Origin of the sequence: Psychrobacillus sp. FSL K6-2843 (assembly GCF_038626375.1) — a bacterium.
GTDB classification, from domain to species: Bacteria; Bacillota; Bacilli; order Bacillales_A; family Planococcaceae; genus Psychrobacillus; species Psychrobacillus faecigallinarum.
The window spans coordinates 3,921,978-3,937,770 of record NZ_CP152021.1; the positions used below are offsets into that span (position 1 = coordinate 3,921,978).

Here is a 15,793-nt window from a genome sequence, read left to right on the forward strand (position 1 = left end):
CTCGTTATAATAAAGACATCAGTTTTATAGAGAATCCTTGAAGTCCGCTACTCCAATAGCGGATTTTTTTATGCGCTTAAATCAACTGCCAGATTTTCTTCAACTATGTGTTCACCCATATGTTCTGTAGAACAATACAAGTAACCATCCCACTCATAACCTTCACCTTCATATAAATCTTCCTTGCAATGTCGATAGTTGCAGCACCCAACCTTTCTAGGTTCTCTTAAAGGTTCTTCATAACAATTACCTGATATTAATGAGTTTTCCATGTTAATACCTCTCTTCTTAATGATTACTACTCTAGCTACCGTTGCCTTTATTTTGTCACCTTTAATCTGATAAGCTTGTAATAGATAGGAGGTGGTAAAAGAATGAGCCAAGACAGAATTTACACGATTGAAACGCTCCAAGACAATTTGCATAAATCCAGGTTTCAACAAAATGGCAAGGAATTTACTGAACTAGAAGGCGGTATAATAATCGGTTTCTCTAAATACTTTGCTGGTATCGATGTCTATGCACCAGATCAGAATGGTGTATATGATTACATTGGTGATATTAATTTTTCATTAGAAAACTTTAATACCAAAATATCTATTCATAGCCAAGGGATTAATAATATTTGCTTAAATAACGGAAAACCATTTGAAGTAAAAATAGATAATCGATCACTTAGTAACATTTCAATTGATGTAGAGAACAAAAAGGCAAAAGTAGTAATTGATAAATCTAATTCTCTTTTTGATTTTTAAATGAATAAAATTGTTTCTTTAATTCAACCTGCATAATAATTAATCTTGATAGAAGCCCTGGGTCTATCTCTTGTGAAATACCTTCATCATCGAGGTACTTCAAAAAGTCATTTGTTTTTTGGAGTACTTCCTCATTTTGCATTTGATTCATCACTCTCACCCTCTTTCCGATGGTTGAATCCCATCAAGAAGCCTAGGAAAGCAAAGGGGGAAATCCTAGACTTCTTGACGGGAGCCAAAAGCTCCGTCATAATGAAATTACCTAATTACTTTTAGCTGATTAACTTTCCCGAGTTAGTCAGTTTTTTTATGTTCCGTGTTCAAACTTCCCCACATATTCCCCAATAGAAGTGCTGCACCAATAGAGACAACATAGATAATTACACTCTCAGGACTATTGAACATGTCGTTTCACCACCATCACATTAACTCCTGCTGCAACTAAGTCATCCAGTAGACCTTTCATCTGTGATTCAAGCATTTTTCTATTTGCTAAGTTTTTTAACGTTTCCAGTGATTTGTTAATATCCCGAACAAATAATAGGGCTCCTTCTAAATCGCCTGTTTTTAAATATTCCTCAATCGCCTTACTGCAATCTAAGATGCTTGCATGCTCTCTTAATGCTGCATGGTAATCTTCTTTTTTAAATAAATCCTCTCTCACCCTAACCACCCTTTCGCCTTCCATCTTGGTAATAGACCTTTAATACAGTTTTTTATGGATAACCCATAATCTTTCTGGAGTTGGATCAGCATGTTATCTATAAAACCTCTTCCATCAAGGAGTTCTTCCATAAGAGCTTTAATCTCTTCACGCTCTTCCTTAGAAATAATAGTCGGAGGCTTAGCTAGACAAACTTCTTTCATCTTGCTTATAGCTTCTTGTAATTCCTGAATCGTGTAAGCTTCAATAGATAAACGGTGTTGCTCGATATGCTTACCTCTAAACACTGGAGAGGTATACCCTTCGCTAAACTCGTGTAACACGTCGGTGATGTATTCTGGATTGTCATATGTTTGGATAGAAACCTTGGCAATATCTTGTTGCATCTTCCTTCTATCATTTTTCATGTGACTTCCTAGCTGGCGACTTATATTCAAATCAAAAGCTAATTGTTCACCATTTAATTCTTCTGATTCCATTAAACGTGCTACCGCGTTTCCCATGTTTGCGGCGTTTTTGATTGTCATTTCCCCCACATCTCCTTTGTATCTGAATGGTTATTTATTGATACGGTCACATCTCGTAGAATGAAGTTAGCTTAGAAAGAAACACTTTTTTCTTCATCCTCAATTAAAAGCCAACGATCAATTAAATCTAAATCGAAAATAATTATTTTTGGTGTTGGTCTACGACATGGGATGCTCCTTGTCTTTAATAACCGGTAAATAGTAGTTTCCGACATGTCGCAGTTAATTGATTTTAGATATTCAGATAAGGCTTTTGCTCCTCGAACTTTTCTCATGTTAGTCCCTCCTGTCTACTGGGCGGTTAATCGCCCTCCTCAAATTGTTTCGACATATCCATTCTCTAAAGCAAATGGTGTTGGATTTCCGAACACATCAATCATTTCGTATTCAACAAGCTTCTGAAAAACTTGTTCCTCTGTTAAATGAAGACCTTTCCCTCTCAAATGCTCCTGCATTTGTCTAACAGATTGTTTTGCTTTGTCTGGTATTTTCATAAAAGTACCTCCATATCCCAATTTGTTTAATTACTACTGCACGATACGAAGTTTTGTTTGTTCCACCCTTTCAATCACTGGAACAATACCTTTAGACTTCAAAAGGTTGTACAAGAAAAGGCGTCCTTTCTGGGTCCATTTCGTATTAAGTTTCGTGTCTGGTCTGCCGTCTGTACGAGTAATATCTATTGTTTGAGAGTGCGTAAACCCTTTATCATGATGTTTGCTATAAAGAAGCCATTGACCTCCTTGATTGTATTGCACACCCAATTCATGAAGTTTGATGTTCATTGCTTGTCCTGACATACCGTAATCCTTAGCGATTTGAGTAATAGTCATTAACCCTTTGCTATTGAGGATGCGGTCTGTGTAGTCTGCTTTAGGTTTCATTTCACCAATTATTTGGTCTTTTTGTTTATTGGCTAATTCAAGTAGTTCTTTTTGTTCCACTGTTTCTAATAAAGCTACTAATGCTTCTTTATAATTGCTCGGCAACTGAGGCTGGTCTTTAATTTTGTAATACTCGTCCACTAATATTTCATAAGCGTCCCAAGCTTGATCAGTGTTGAGTGATTTTGCATGAAGCCATGCACCTTTTTCTGTCCAAAGATATAGTTTGTTAAGGTTTTGAGCGATTCCTAAATTTTCGGATTTGCTCTTGAAATATTTTAAATCCTCACCATCTAACAAAAAGAAATGTTTACCTTTTGCATATCTGTGTTTATTATTGTTGAAGTTATTGCTAATACTTTTGTTATCTGTACCGTAACTAGCTGCTAGTTGACTTGTAGTTAATACACGTTGGCCATACTGTTCGATTGTTTGTAATTGATTCATCTTTATTCCTCCTATGCTAATTGTTTACGTTCCTTAAAAGAACATTCCTCTTCAAAAAAATTTGACCAATCAAAATCTAATGCTTTGGCTATTTTTTTAGCAACATCGACAGTGGGCGTTTTAATTCCCAATTCGATCTTTGTGTAATAACTTCTAGAAATTCCAGATAACTCTGCTACTTCATATTGAGTTTTGCATTTCTTCATTCGTGTTTTTTTTAACCAGTTTCTCACGCTACAACCTCCTTAAGTTCCTTTAAGGAACATCTTATGAATTTATAGTACGTTACTTTTAGGAACATGTCAACTAATATTTTATAAAAAGTTTTACTCTTAGGAACATCTATAGAAGTTACTGTTAGGAACATTTATAATGAAAATATCAATACTAGGTAGGTGATGATCATGGAAAAGTTCGCACAAAGATTAAAACAATGCAGAGAACAAAAGAAATCATCTAATCCTAATTGGACTCAAAAATATGTTGCAGATAAAATCGGTATGGCTAGGACTACATACACAGCTTATGAGAACGGCACCAAATTACCTCCATTAGATATAGTAGATAGTCTTGCTTCATTGTTAGAAGTCTCCACAGACTACTTATTAGGTAGAACAGATATTAAAGACCCAAACAATATAGATACCAATGCAGAGTTCGAAGCCTGGGTAAACGATCCACGCTCTAAAATATTATTTAAGGAATTTAATGAGAGTTCCGAAGAGCAAAAAGAAGCTTTGCTGAAGATGTGGGAAATCTTGAAAAATCAAGGTAAGTTATAAAACAGCAATACGAGATGTAGTTTTCTATATCTCTATTTTTATAAACTCCTTGTAGTTATATTTTCATAATTAAATTACAGGAAATTAGTTATGCGAAATTCTTTTATATGTAAATTACTAATTACTATTACGCTGTTAAAATTAGAGGGGGAAATTAAGTGGAAAAGTTTGCTGAACAGCTAAGGAATTTATCTAAGAGAATAGAAACAATGAAAGAATCAATTACAACAGAAGAAGCTACTAAAACTGCTATCGTTATGCCTTTTTTTCAAATACTCGGTTATGATGTGTTTAATCCTATGGAGTTCAACCCAGAATTTACTGCTGATGTAGGAATAAAAAAAGGTGAAAAGGTAGACTATGCAATTTTGTCAGAAGGCAAACCAGTTATTCTTATTGAATGTAAAGGTATCACTCAAACACTGACAAAGCATGACTCACAACTTTTTAGATACTTTGGAACAACTACTTCTAAATTTTCTATTTTGACTAATGGTATCGAATATAAGTTTTTCACTGATTTAGAAGAAACTAACAAAATGGATGTTACTCCTTTTTTCTCTTTTAACATTTTGGATCTACGTGATATTCACATTGCAGAGATCGCGAAATTTAGAAAATCAACATTTGACGTAGATAATATTACAAGTACTGCATCTGAGTTGAAATATTTAAGTGCATTTAAGAGCTATTTGTCTACCCAATTTGATTTACCATCAGAGAAATTTGTTAAATTTATGGTTAACGAAATATATGATGGTGTCAAAACAAAAAGTACTATTGAAAAGTTTACACCAATCATTCATAAAGGTCTCAAACAGTTAATTAATGAACAAGTAAATGACAAATTAAATGCTGCATTAAAATCAACGGATGATAATAAGAGTAATACTCCTATAGTAAAAGAAGAAATAATAGAAGAGATAGATTCATCTGATGGTATAGTTACTACTAATGAAGAACTGGAATCATACGCTGTCGTTAGAGTCGCTCTAAGAGATGAAGTTGATCCAGAAAGAATTTTCTATAGAGACAATAAGAGTTATTTTAATATTATGCTAGATGATAATATCAGAAAGTGGATATTAAGAGTCTACTTCGAAAAGAACAGAAATTTTATTGTATTAAATGATGCACCAAAGGACAAAGAAAGAACGATTATTGAATTTGTAAAACCACTTGATATACTTGATTCCAAAGATATAATTATCAAGACAACAAAACAATTTTTATAGGTCACACAATATATTTATGTAAAATAGGAGGAAATTTTTAATGTATTTTTTAGCAGTTTTTTTACCACCAGTAGCGGTGTTGTTAAGCGGAAAACCAATTCAAGCACTTCTTAATTTTGTACTAACTCTCTTTTTCTGGATTCCAGGGATAATACACGCAGTACTTGTAGTAAAGGATAACAAAGACAACAAAAGAATGAAGCAACAAGCTGAAATTATAGCTAATGCTCACAAAAATAAGTAATAGTTTTACTAATCCTTCAATCCCTACTACCAATTTGTAGGGATTTCTTTTATACTAAAAAGAACATATGTTTGATTTGGAGGTTACAACATGAGATATACTTACAATTTGATGGAAGAATACGTAAAAAGAATGTATAACACAATTGGAATTTACCATCCTCACCAACTAGACATGGAGTCAATAGCAGCACGTTTAGGTATAACTTTAATTTACTTACCTTATGGATCTATGACAGTCCGAGATGTCATTTTAATCGACAGCAGAATCTCACCAATAGCACAATGGCAAGAATTCGGTCATGAACTATGTCATATAGAATGGCATGATGGGAATCAACGCGTTCTTCCCTCTTCATTTTTAGAATACCAAGAGTGGAAAGCTTCAAACTTTGCATATCACGCTTGTGTGCCTACTTTTATGATAGACCGAATGAATTTGCCAAGTTCTGAAGCAAAAGCGATATTTGTGATACAAGAGACCTTCAATGTAGATTATGAATTTGCAAAAAAAAGGTTAAAACAATACATACTTAATCTACAAAGTATCGGTTAGCTTCTTTTTTAATACACATAATATGCTTATGCTTGAGTAGAAAGGATTGAGTTAATATGTCCTCTTACAAGGAGTTAGTTCCCAATAAAAAATACAGATTATTTGTAGAACTCGGATATGATGCTTCTGGATCAAGAATACGGAAAACTAAAATAGTTGAGTGTTCCGGAAAAAGAAAAGCAGCAGAATTATTGAGAATATTTGAGCATGAAGTTAAGGAAAGTATGCATTTAGATGACGACAATCCTACCTTTAATGACTTTGCTCAACGGTGGTTTAAAAACTACGCAGAAATGGAACTGGAAGCCTCGACAAAAGAAAATTATGAATACACGCTGGACATTTTAAAAGAACATTTCGGCAAAAATCGAATAAAAAACATTTCTACCTTCCAAATAGTTCGGTACTTCACTAAAGAAAAATCAATGAATCACAATTTAGAGAAAAAGTACAACATACTGAAGTCTATCTTTAAATACGCTGTATTATGGAAAATCATCGATGAACGAAACAATCCAATGATTGGAGTACAAAAACCCAAGTATAAAAGAATTAAAGTAGAGAACAATCAATTCTTTGATAAGAACGAAATACCAGGGTTATTAAAGGCTATGGAGAATTTACAGGAACATCAGTATCTTATCGCCGCAATTGCTCTGTTTGGCGGCTTACGGAGAGGCGAGGTATTAGCTTTGTCTCCAGACGTAATTAATTGGAAAAGTAATCAAATCCATGTTAAGAGCTCTTTGCAAAGCTCTAAAAAATTTGGCCTACGAATTAAATCAACCAAAACAGAAGATGATCGCTTTGTTACTTATCCAAAATCGTTAATGATTAGATTAAAAAAGTTCTATGAAGAACGACTAGCCTTAAAAGAAGAAATGGGAAACCTCTGGGAGGGCTTTAAAGACTCAAAGGGGAATGAAGTGTTTGTTATATTTGGGAACGAATACGGTAAGCCTTATCGCCCTGACAGTGTGACACAGTTCTGGGATAGGTTTATTAAGAGAGAGAAATTGAGCTCTGTTTCCTTTCATGGCTTACGACACTCTTCAGCATCCTATTTGTTAAGTGAAGGAGTTAACATGAAGGTCATCCAAAAGCGACTAGGTCACACAGATATTAAAACAACTCTTAATATGTATAGTCACATTAATGAAGACGATGATAAGGATGCTAGCACAACATTTGATAAACTATTTTTAGACGATAAAAAGGATGAAAAATAACGTTTTTTCGAAATTGGTCACACATCAGTCACACGAGACCAGCTAAAAACAAAAAAACAACCCTTCGCATTAGCAAAGAATCGCATCATATCAACGTTTTATATTAAGCTTCCAACCGGATTTGAACCGGTGACCTCTTCCTTACCATGGAAGCACTCTACCTACTGAGCTATGGAAGCATAAAAATGGCTCCGAAGGTAGGACTCGAACCTACGACCGATCGGTTAACAGCCGATTGCTCTACCACTGAGCTACTTCGGAACGTTCTTATCATTTAAAGTACAAATATAATTATAACAAGTATACTTTAAATTTCAAGCTTAATTTAGATATTTTCCCAATGAAATATTTAAAATGTAATATTATAGAATTTAAGGAGTTAAAGTAAAATATTTAGTTTAAATATGTGTCCTTTTTCTATATTTGGAATTATTTCATTGGAATTGCTTCACCATGTTATATTGGCCTTTAAATATTTAATTATACAGGGAAAGTTAGTTTAATTGATCCTTCTGAAATGGATAGTGTGTTTCCTGATGGCTTCGGACTGGTCTTTTACTATAAGATAACCGAGGATTTTTTTGAGAGGGATTGTCATGACTTACGTCACGACAATCCCTCTCTTTTTCGGTCATCCTATTGCATCGACAGTCCTGCGCCAACCTACAACACTCGAAACGTTTTTAATGCAGCTATTGATAATAAGGGAATTGTTGTCCTTCCTACGAGTAGAGCGGCTACCGAAGATACAATTTCGGGAGCCATCCTATTTCTTTATAAGTGGAGAACTTTTTATCTTTTTATTAACAAGGTTATGTTAAAGAGAAAGGTTGATTTAAAGTTCACAAAAAGCGAGCGAGGAAGTGTATCTTCAAGCTCATGCATTTACTGTCCATTTTACTAAAGTGATTATAAGTTAAAATAGGAAATAATGACTTCACCAAAGGGTTGAAATCAAGCGAATTATTACTCTTGGTATAAACATTATGATGTTCCAGACCACTTCAAATATTATAGAACCACCAATCTCACCTAAAATTTCTTTAAAAAACCCATCCTGCTTTTCTTTTTTTTTCTTTGCCATCCAACATCTCCGAATCCTCTAATTTATACCTTCGGTAACGAAACTGCCGCGTTAGTGTAACGTGAACACCTTCATAATTTTTTTCTATTTTAGCAAAAATATTCAGTATTGATTAAATTAATTTTAATATATGTTGGGCAACCTTCACCATACCATTTTCGATAAATTAACTTTTTTCTTCATCAGAGCCATTAGCAATAATAGAACATCTTCATATATAAGAAACACTTAACAGTATTAATGAATAGCATCTTTTTATTTAGATGCTTTTGAGCTGCGAAACCAGGTGGACGGCAGATTTCTTCGTCAGCCGCAGTCGTTCGGTTCTCGCGTATGCTATACGCTCCGAGCCTCTCTTCCTTGCTTCCTCGAACTCTTTACCCCTCTGCTTTCTCGCACACTTGCTTAGATAGAAATGGTTAGTGCCTTCGGCACTTCTAATTTCTTTATAGAACAAACAAAAAGCCGTCACCGATTTCTCGGTAACGACTTTTTCCAGTGCCCAGCGACGTCCTACTCTTGCAGGGGAACCCCCAACTACCATCGGCGCGGCTGCGAAACCAGATGGGCGGAAGATTTCTTCGTCAGCCGCAGTCGTTCGGTTCTCGCGTATGCTATACGCTCCGAGCCTCTCTTCCTCTCTTTCTCGAACTCTTTGCCCCTCTGCTTTCTCGCACACTTGTTAGAAATGGTTAGTGCCTTCGGCACTTCTAATTTCTTTATAGAACAAACAAAAAAGCCGTCACCGATTTCTCGGTAACGACTTTTTCCAGTGCCCAGCGACGTCCTACTCTTGCAGGGGGAGACCCCCAACTACCATCGGCGCTGAAGAGCTTAACTTCCGTGTTCGGTATGGGAACGGGTGTGACCTCTTCGCCATCATCACTAGACTTTGAGTTGTTCACTCAAAACTGGATAAAAGACATCAGTTGAAACAAACAATTTGGTTAAGTCCTCGATCGATTAGTATTCGTCAGCTGCACGTGTCGCCACGCTTCCACCCCGAACCTATCTACCTCATCGTCTTTGAGGGATCTTACTTACTTGCGTAATGGGAAATCTCATCTTGAGGGGGGCTTCGTGCTTAGATGCTTTCAGCACTTATCCCGTCCACACATAGCTACCCAGCGATGCCCTTGGCAGAACAACTGGTACACCAGCGGTGTGTCCATCCCGGTCCTCTCGTACTAAGGACAGCTCCTCTCAAATTTCCTACGCCCACGACGGATAGGGACCGAACTGTCTCACGACGTTCTGAACCCAGCTCGCGTACCGCTTTAATGGGCGAACAGCCCAACCCTTGGGACCGACTACAGCCCCAGGATGCGATGAGCCGACATCGAGGTGCCAAACCTCCCCGTCGATGTGGACTCTTGGGGGAGATAAGCCTGTTATCCCCGGGGTAGCTTTTATCCGTTGAGCGATGGCCCTTCCATGCGGAACCACCGGATCACTAAGCCCGTCTTTCGACCCTGCTCGACTTGTAGGTCTCACAGTCAAGCTCCCTTCTGCCTTTACACTCTTCGAATGATTTCCAACCATTCTGAGGGAACCTTTGGGCGCCTCCGTTACACTTTAGGAGGCGACCGCCCCAGTCAAACTGCCCGCCTGACACTGTCTCCTACCCGGGTTACGGGTATGGGTTAGAATTTCAATACAACCAGGGTAGTATCCCACCGACGCCTCCTCCGAAGCTGGCGCTCCGGGCTCTAAGGCTCCTACCTATCCTGTACAAGTTGCACCAAAATTCAATATCAAGCTACAGTAAAGCTCCACGGGGTCTTTCCGTCCTGTCGCGGGTAACCTGCATCTTCACAGGTACTATAATTTCACCGAGTCTCTCGTTGAGACAGTGCCCAGATCGTTACGCCTTTCGTGCGGGTCGGAACTTACCCGACAAGGAATTTCGCTACCTTAGGACCGTTATAGTTACGGCCGCCGTTTACTGGGGCTTCAATTCGCACCTTCGCTTGCGCTAAGCACTCCTCTTAACCTTCCAGCACCGGGCAGGCGTCAGCCCCTATACTTCACCTTACGGTTTTGCAGAGACCTGTGTTTTTGCTAAACAGTCGCCTGGGCCTATTCACTGCGGCTCTTCTAGGCTATACACCCAAAAGAGCACCCCTTCTCCCGAAGTTACGGGGTCATTTTGCCGAGTTCCTTAACGAGAGTTCTCTCGCTCACCTTAGGATTCTCTCCTCGACTACCTGTGTCGGTTTGCGGTACGGGCACCTCCCACCTCGTTAGAGGCTTTTCTTGGCAGTGTGAAATCAGGAACTTCGGACTAAGTCCTCGCCATCACAGCTCAATGTTACAGAGTGCGGATTTGCCTACACTCACACCTCAATGCTTGGACGTGCATAACCAACAGCACGCTTACCCTATCCTACTGCGTCCCCCCATCACTCAAACGGTGGGGTGGTGGTACAGGAATATCAACCTGTTGTCCATCGTCTACGCCTATCGGCCTCGACTTAGGTCCCGACTAACCCTGAGCGGACGAGCCTTCCTCAGGAAACCTTAGTCATACGGTGGATGGGATTCTCACCCATCTTTCGCTACTCATACCGGCATTCTCACTTCTAAGCGCTCCACCAGTCCTTCCGGTCTGACTTCAACGCCCTTAGAACGCTCTCCTACCACTGATACCAAAGGTATCAATCCACAGCTTCGGTGATTTGTTTAGCCCCGATACATTTTCGGCGCAGCGTCACTCGACCAGTGAGCTATTACGCACTCTTTAAATGATGGCTGCTTCTAAGCCAACATCCTGGTTGTCTAAGCAACGCCACATCCTTTTCCACTTAACAAATACTTTGGGACCTTAGCTGGTGGTCTGGGCTGTTTCCCTCTTGACTACGGATCTTATCACTCGCAGTCTGACTCCCAAACATAAATCATTGGCATTCGGAGTTTGTCTGAATTCGGTAACCCGGGATGGGCCCCTAGTCCAAACAGTGCTCTACCTCCAAGATTCTAACGTTTGAGGCTAGCCCTAAAGCTATTTCGGAGAGAACCAGCTATCTCCAGGTTCGATTGGAATTTCTCCGCTACCCACACCTCATCCCCGCACTTTTCAACGTGCGTGGGTTCGGACCTCCAGTAAGTGTTACCTTACCTTCATCCTGGACATGGGTAGATCACCTGGTTTCGGGTCTACGACCACATACTCATTCGCCCTATTCAGACTCGCTTTCGCTGCGGCTCCGTCTTCTCAACTTAACCTCGCATGTAATCGTAACTCGCCGGTTCATTCTACAAAAGGCACGCCATCACCCGTTAACGGGCTTTGACTATTTGTAGGCACACGGTTTCAGGGTCTATTTCACTCCCCTTCCGGGGTGCTTTTCACCTTTCCCTCACGGTACTGGTTCACTATCGGTCACTAGGTAGTATTTAGCCTTGGGAGATGGTCCTCCCGGATTCCGACGGAATTTCACGTGTTCCGCCGTACTCAGGATACACTCTGGAGGGAATGAATTTTGGACTACGGGGCTTTTACCCTATCCTGCGGACCTTTCCAGGTCGCTTCATCTAACTCATTCTTTTGTAACTCCGTATAGAGTGTCCTACAACCCCAAGAGGCAAGCCTCTTGGTTTGGGCTCTTCCCGTTTCGCTCGCCGCTACTCAGGGAATCGAATTTTCTTTCTCTTCCTCCAGGTACTTAGATGTTTCAGTTCCCTGGGTGTGTCTCAGATGCGCTATGTATTCACGCAAATGTACTGCCCCATTACGGGCAGTGGGTTTCCCCATTCGGAAATCTCCGGATCGAAGCTCACTTACAGCTCCCCGAAGCATATCGGTGTTAGTGCCGTCCTTCGTCGACTCCTAGTGCCAAGGCATCCACCGTGCGCCCTTATTAACTTAACCTAAAAGTTAAAAGTACTACACTTGCAATCACGTAAGTGATCACAATTTGAATATCTTGCGTTTGTTTCTTTTTTGATGTCGTTTTATCCAGTTTTCAAAGAACAATTTAAATGCTCATCATAAAAATGAACACTCAAAACTGAACTGCAAAACGTTAAGATACAGATAAAGATCTGTATTCCGAATATATCCTTAGAAAGGAGGTGATCCAGCCGCACCTTCCGATACGGCTACCTTGTTACGACTTCACCCCAATCATCTGTCCCACCTTCGGCGGCTGGCTCCCAAAAGGGTTACCCCACCGACTTCGGGTGTTACAAACTCTCGTGGTGTGACGGGCGGTGTGTACAAGGCCCGGGAACGTATTCACCGTGGCATGCTGATCCACGATTACTAGCGATTCCGGCTTCATGTAGGCGAGTTGCAGCCTACAATCCGAACTGAGAACGGTTTTATGGGATTAGCTCACCCTCGCGGGGTTGCGACCCTCTGTACCGTCCATTGTAGCACGTGTGTAGCCCAGGTCATAAGGGGCATGATGATTTGACGTCATCCCCACCTTCCTCCGGTTTATCACCGGCAGTCACCTTAGAGTGCCCAACTGAATGCTGGCAACTAAGATCAAGGGTTGCGCTCGTTGCGGGACTTAACCCAACATCTCACGACACGAGCTGACGACAACCATGCACCACCTGTCACCGCTGTCCCCGAAGGGAAAAGCCTATCTCTAGGCCGGTCAGCGGGATGTCAAGACCTGGTAAGGTTCTTCGCGTTGCTTCGAATTAAACCACATGCTCCACCGCTTGTGCGGGCCCCCGTCAATTCCTTTGAGTTTCAGTCTTGCGACCGTACTCCCCAGGCGGAGTGCTTAATGCGTTAGCTGCAGCACTAAGGGGCGGAAACCCCCTAACACTTAGCACTCATCGTTTACGGCGTGGACTACCAGGGTATCTAATCCTGTTTGCTCCCCACGCTTTCGCGCCTCAGCGTCAGTTACAGACCAGAAAGCCGCCTTCGCCACTGGTGTTCCTCCAAATCTCTACGCATTTCACCGCTACACTTGGAATTCCGCTTTCCTCTTCTGCACTCAAGTCCCCCAGTTTCCAATGACCCTCCACGGTTGAGCCGTGGGCTTTCACATCAGACTTAAAGGACCGCCTGCGCGCGCTTTACGCCCAATAATTCCGGACAACGCTTGCCACCTACGTATTACCGCGGCTGCTGGCACGTAGTTAGCCGTGGCTTTCTAATGAGGTACCGTCAAGGTACGAGCAGTTACTCTCGTACTTGTTCTTCCCTCACAACAGAGTTTTACGATCCGAAAACCTTCTTCACTCACGCGGCGTTGCTCCATCAGACTTTCGTCCATTGTGGAAGATTCCCTACTGCTGCCTCCCGTAGGAGTCTGGGCCGTGTCTCAGTCCCAGTGTGGCCGATCACCCTCTCAGGTCGGCTACGCATCGTCGCCTTGGTGAGCCGTTACCTCACCAACTAGCTAATGCGCCGCGGGCCCATCCTGTAGTGACAGCCGAGACCGTCTTTTAACATTTCCTCATGTGAGGTAATGGATTATTCGGTATTAGCCCCGGTTTCCCGGAGTTATCCCAATCTACAGGGCAGGTTGCCCACGTGTTACTCACCCGTCCGCCGCTAAATCAGAAGAAGCAAGCTTCTTCATCATTCGCTCGACTTGCATGTATTAGGCACGCCGCCAGCGTTCGTCCTGAGCCAGGATCAAACTCTCCATAATAGAGAACTTAAAAAGCTCATTTTGTTTTGCTGGCATCATCATTAAATGATGTCAAAATTGTTTTGCATCAACATAACCGAAGTTATTTGATGCTTTATGTCTTAACGTTTTGCATGTTCAGTTTTCAATGTTCATATAATGTATTTTGTCGTTTTGTTTTGGCGACCTTTGTATCTTACCATCGTTTAAACATGAATGTCAACACTTAATCATAAAATTTATTAAAACAAATTGAAAAGGTGTGTGTTTCTTTGAAAACAAAGCTTTTAATAACCATCTCCTCTGTACTGTTATTCATGCTTTTACTCTTTATGCCCAATACTTATTCTACTCTTCTTCCCGTCTTTCAAGTGACAGAAAAACCAAGCGTTATCTCCAAGGGTACCTATGGAAACACTGTCACTATAGATCTGACATTTGGCAGAGAAGATGTAGAAGCATTAGTAAAAGATTTAAAAGCACCTTATCCTCATTTTTTTATTAGCATTGAATGGATCGAGCGCTCTGAGCCGATTGTTAAATTGATGCAAGACAAAAAAATTCCTATTAGCCTGTTAGGGAAAGAGGGTTTACAGTATACCGAGGACCGCAGTCTCTTTAAAAAAGAAGTAGATAGATTTGAAAAAGCGATTGGTGAGAAGCCTAATTGGTTTAGAACTTCTGATTATGAGTTTCCAATGGAGCTTCAGAAGGATGCTTGGAAGGAGGAAATAAATCTGCTGGGATCTTCTTTAGTTTTAGGAGATAGCATTCCTAAGCTTGGTAAAGGAGATATACTTACCGTTCCCATACACCAAGAGGAACGAATCGACACGGTCCAACTTGCAAAATATTTAAAATCTCAACCTTTTGTTACTATTGAACAAAATATATTTAATTTAAAAATGAAAACAAAAAGCATTCCTGATTAAAGAAAACTGCTCCGACTAATTAGTCAGAGCAGTTTTCTTATTTACCCTTCACAGCTGTTGCTGCTTCTCTTCTCGCTTTTCTGCGAGCTTCAAGTTTTAAACGATCTTCATCAGATTTAGCGTTGTACTTCGGTAAGGCCAACAATTGGTATGCATTAACTGCAAGTATGGGAAACAATAATAAAGTAACCCAGCTATCTACTTTGTCAGCATTAACCATTAAGACTGGAAGCCACTCTAACGTGGAAACTACTATCATAAAGAATACAGCCGAAATTAGCGCATGCTTTTTTGTTTTATTTGCTTTTATTATACCCACAACTACAGCCGTTATTATTAAAATGGCCAACAAGATTCCGTATAACCAAACTTGTCCCGTCGTTTCAGCATTTGGACGAAAGCGGAACATTATCAAATCGAATATCACAAACGCAATAATTAATAATTGTACCCAATTCCATAGTGTTAGAGTTCTAAATATATTTACGCCCATTTGATGAATGGTTAAATAAGCGAAGAATCCCATTTGGGCAATTACACTAATAGTGAAACCCATTACTACCATAAAAACAAATGCAGCAATAAATTCACTCCATTGTCCTGCTTCAAAATATTTTGCAAAGGCATCATCCCAACGGATGAACAAACCTAAAACTCCTGTAATGAGGCCGCCGATAATCATTGAATTAAGAAAGAATTTAAACCAATTTCGAATTGTCACAGCAAGATTTCCTCCATCTACTCTATTTCCTCTTACGATTGTATCAACGATTTGGGAAAAAATCTATTTCTTCATAAATGCAATACATATTTCTATTTTAAATGTGAACAATAATCGAAAGGATGGTGAGGTTT

At 40.0% G+C, this 15,793-nt stretch carries 17 protein-coding genes, 2 tRNA genes and 3 rRNA genes; 7 read left to right on the forward strand and 15 right to left on the reverse strand.

Translation table 11 applies throughout. From position 1 onward, the window contains the following. Positions 1–68: 68 nt before the first annotated feature. Positions 69–383 (reverse strand): hypothetical protein, encoded by a 315-nt coding sequence (locus tag MKY94_RS20045; protein ID WP_342577726.1) that lies wholly within the window; start codon positions 381–383, stop codon positions 69–71. Between MKY94_RS20045 and MKY94_RS20050 the strand changes: the two genes are divergently transcribed. Then, positions 375–755, forward strand: coding sequence for a hypothetical protein (locus tag MKY94_RS20050; RefSeq protein WP_342577727.1), 381 nt, complete (start codon positions 375–377; stop codon positions 753–755). The genes MKY94_RS20045 and MKY94_RS20050 overlap by 9 nt on opposite strands. On the opposite strand, the gene MKY94_RS20055 is transcribed toward MKY94_RS20050, so the two are convergent. The 7 genes from MKY94_RS20055 to MKY94_RS20085 all read right to left on the reverse strand — a co-directional run bounded on the left by MKY94_RS20055 (position 733) and on the right by MKY94_RS20085 (position 3,510). Further along, a complete protein-coding gene (locus MKY94_RS20055) occupies positions 733–906 on the reverse strand; it encodes a hypothetical protein (protein WP_342577728.1) in 174 nt (57 codons plus the stop codon). The genes MKY94_RS20050 and MKY94_RS20055 overlap by 23 nt on opposite strands. Positions 907–1,149: 243 nt before the next feature. After that, positions 1,150–1,419, reverse strand: coding sequence for a hypothetical protein (locus MKY94_RS20060; protein ID WP_342577729.1), 270 nt, complete (start codon positions 1,417–1,419; stop codon positions 1,150–1,152). Next, positions 1,416–1,946 (reverse strand): XRE family transcriptional regulator, encoded by a 531-nt coding sequence (locus MKY94_RS20065; RefSeq protein WP_342577730.1) that lies wholly within the window; start codon positions 1,944–1,946, stop codon positions 1,416–1,418. Before MKY94_RS20065 ends, MKY94_RS20060 begins: the two co-directional genes overlap by 4 nt. Before the next feature lie 71 nt (positions 1,947–2,017). Then, positions 2,018–2,221 carry a hypothetical protein gene (locus MKY94_RS20070; protein ID WP_342577731.1) on the reverse strand — a complete coding sequence of 68 codons (204 nt, stop codon included), beginning with the start codon at positions 2,219–2,221 and terminating at the stop codon, positions 2,018–2,020. A 39-nt stretch (positions 2,222–2,260) separates the two neighbouring features. Beyond that, entirely contained in the window at positions 2,261–2,440 is a 180-nt protein-coding gene (locus tag MKY94_RS20075) for a hypothetical protein (protein WP_342577732.1), read from the reverse strand. A 33-nt stretch (positions 2,441–2,473) separates the two neighbouring features. Next, positions 2,474–3,277, reverse strand: a complete 804-nt coding sequence (locus tag MKY94_RS20080) for a phage antirepressor KilAC domain-containing protein (RefSeq protein ID WP_342577733.1) — start codon at positions 3,275–3,277, stop codon at positions 2,474–2,476. Between the two features lie 11 nt (positions 3,278–3,288). Continuing rightward, positions 3,289–3,510 carry a helix-turn-helix transcriptional regulator gene (locus MKY94_RS20085; RefSeq protein ID WP_342577734.1) on the reverse strand — a complete coding sequence of 74 codons (222 nt, stop codon included), beginning with the start codon at positions 3,508–3,510 and terminating at the stop codon, positions 3,289–3,291. Between the two features lie 171 nt (positions 3,511–3,681). Between MKY94_RS20085 and MKY94_RS20090 the strand changes: the two genes are divergently transcribed. The 5 genes from MKY94_RS20090 to MKY94_RS20110 all read left to right on the forward strand — a co-directional run bounded on the left by MKY94_RS20090 (position 3,682) and on the right by MKY94_RS20110 (position 7,322). Then, the gene (locus MKY94_RS20090) at positions 3,682–4,059 is read left to right on the forward strand and encodes a helix-turn-helix transcriptional regulator (RefSeq protein ID WP_342577735.1); all 378 of its coding nucleotides are present in this window, start codon (positions 3,682–3,684) and stop codon (positions 4,057–4,059) included. A gap of 209 nt (positions 4,060–4,268) precedes the next feature. Then, positions 4,269–5,294, forward strand: a complete 1,026-nt coding sequence (locus MKY94_RS20095; protein ID WP_342578708.1) for a type I restriction endonuclease — start codon at positions 4,269–4,271, stop codon at positions 5,292–5,294. A gap of 40 nt (positions 5,295–5,334) precedes the next feature. After that, positions 5,335–5,538, forward strand: a complete 204-nt coding sequence (locus MKY94_RS20100; protein WP_342577736.1) for a YqaE/Pmp3 family membrane protein — start codon at positions 5,335–5,337, stop codon at positions 5,536–5,538. 90 nt (positions 5,539–5,628) lie between these two features. Further along, a complete protein-coding gene (locus MKY94_RS20105; RefSeq protein WP_342577737.1) occupies positions 5,629–6,093 on the forward strand; it encodes an ImmA/IrrE family metallo-endopeptidase in 465 nt (154 codons plus the stop codon). A gap of 56 nt (positions 6,094–6,149) precedes the next feature. Further along, positions 6,150–7,322, forward strand: coding sequence for a site-specific integrase (locus MKY94_RS20110; protein ID WP_342577738.1), 1,173 nt, complete (start codon positions 6,150–6,152; stop codon positions 7,320–7,322). Positions 7,323–7,428: 106 nt separating this feature from the next. On the opposite strand, the gene MKY94_RS20115 is transcribed toward MKY94_RS20110, so the two are convergent. The 6 genes from MKY94_RS20115 to MKY94_RS20140 all read right to left on the reverse strand — a co-directional run bounded on the left by MKY94_RS20115 (position 7,429) and on the right by MKY94_RS20140 (position 14,027). Next, positions 7,429–7,501: transfer RNA gene (locus MKY94_RS20115), tRNA-Thr, on the reverse strand. Between the two features lie 7 nt (positions 7,502–7,508). Beyond that, positions 7,509–7,583 (reverse strand) — tRNA-Asn (locus MKY94_RS20120). Between the two features lie 676 nt (positions 7,584–8,259). After that, the gene (locus tag MKY94_RS20125) at positions 8,260–8,406 is read right to left on the reverse strand and encodes a hypothetical protein (RefSeq protein WP_154312078.1); all 147 of its coding nucleotides are present in this window, start codon (positions 8,404–8,406) and stop codon (positions 8,260–8,262) included. Between the two features lie 774 nt (positions 8,407–9,180). Beyond that, positions 9,181–9,296 (reverse strand): 5S ribosomal RNA (gene rrf / locus MKY94_RS20130). 53 nt (positions 9,297–9,349) lie between these two features. Further along, positions 9,350–12,277: ribosomal RNA gene (locus MKY94_RS20135) — 23S ribosomal RNA — on the reverse strand. 196 nt (positions 12,278–12,473) lie between these two features. Beyond that, positions 12,474–14,027 (reverse strand): 16S ribosomal RNA (locus MKY94_RS20140). The 16S, 23S and 5S rRNA genes sit together here, the layout of an rRNA operon. Positions 14,028–14,278: 251 nt before the next feature. Here MKY94_RS20140 and MKY94_RS20145 point away from each other — a divergent pair. After that, complete coding sequence (locus tag MKY94_RS20145) at positions 14,279–14,938, forward strand: hypothetical protein (protein WP_342577739.1); 660 nt, start codon at positions 14,279–14,281, stop codon at positions 14,936–14,938. A gap of 37 nt (positions 14,939–14,975) precedes the next feature. Here MKY94_RS20145 and MKY94_RS20150 read toward each other — a convergent pair whose 3' ends face one another. Then, positions 14,976–15,659, reverse strand: a complete 684-nt coding sequence (locus tag MKY94_RS20150; RefSeq protein WP_144541036.1) for a KinB-signaling pathway activation protein — start codon at positions 15,657–15,659, stop codon at positions 14,976–14,978. Positions 15,660–15,793 lie beyond the last annotated feature (134 nt).

Bases quoted from the DNA above. Each gene is read 5' to 3' on its own strand.
- MKY94_RS20055 (WP_342577728.1), bottom strand. From the start codon at position 906: ATGAATCAAATGCAAAATGAGGAAGTACTCCAAAAAACAAATGACTTT.
- MKY94_RS20110 (WP_342577738.1), top strand. From the start codon at position 6,150: ATGTCCTCTTACAAGGAGTTAGTTCCCAATAAAAAATACAGATTATTT.
- MKY94_RS20090 (WP_342577735.1), top strand. From the start codon at position 3,682: ATGGAAAAGTTCGCACAAAGATTAAAACAATGCAGAGAACAAAAGAAA.
- MKY94_RS20125 (WP_154312078.1), bottom strand. From the start codon at position 8,406: ATGGCAAAGAAAAAAAAAGAAAAGCAGGATGGGTTTTTTAAAGAAATT.
- MKY94_RS20080 (WP_342577733.1), bottom strand. From the start codon at position 3,277: ATGAATCAATTACAAACAATCGAACAGTATGGCCAACGTGTATTAACT.
- MKY94_RS20075 (WP_342577732.1), bottom strand. From the start codon at position 2,440: ATGAAAATACCAGACAAAGCAAAACAATCTGTTAGACAAATGCAGGAG.
- MKY94_RS20065 (WP_342577730.1), bottom strand. From the start codon at position 1,946: ATGACAATCAAAAACGCCGCAAACATGGGAAACGCGGTAGCACGTTTA.
- MKY94_RS20105 (WP_342577737.1), top strand. From the start codon at position 5,629: ATGAGATATACTTACAATTTGATGGAAGAATACGTAAAAAGAATGTAT.
- MKY94_RS20070 (WP_342577731.1), bottom strand. From the start codon at position 2,221: ATGAGAAAAGTTCGAGGAGCAAAAGCCTTATCTGAATATCTAAAATCA.
- MKY94_RS20095 (WP_342578708.1), top strand. From the start codon at position 4,269: ATGAAAGAATCAATTACAACAGAAGAAGCTACTAAAACTGCTATCGTT.
- MKY94_RS20100 (WP_342577736.1), top strand. From the start codon at position 5,335: ATGTATTTTTTAGCAGTTTTTTTACCACCAGTAGCGGTGTTGTTAAGC.
- MKY94_RS20050 (WP_342577727.1), top strand. From the start codon at position 375: ATGAGCCAAGACAGAATTTACACGATTGAAACGCTCCAAGACAATTTG.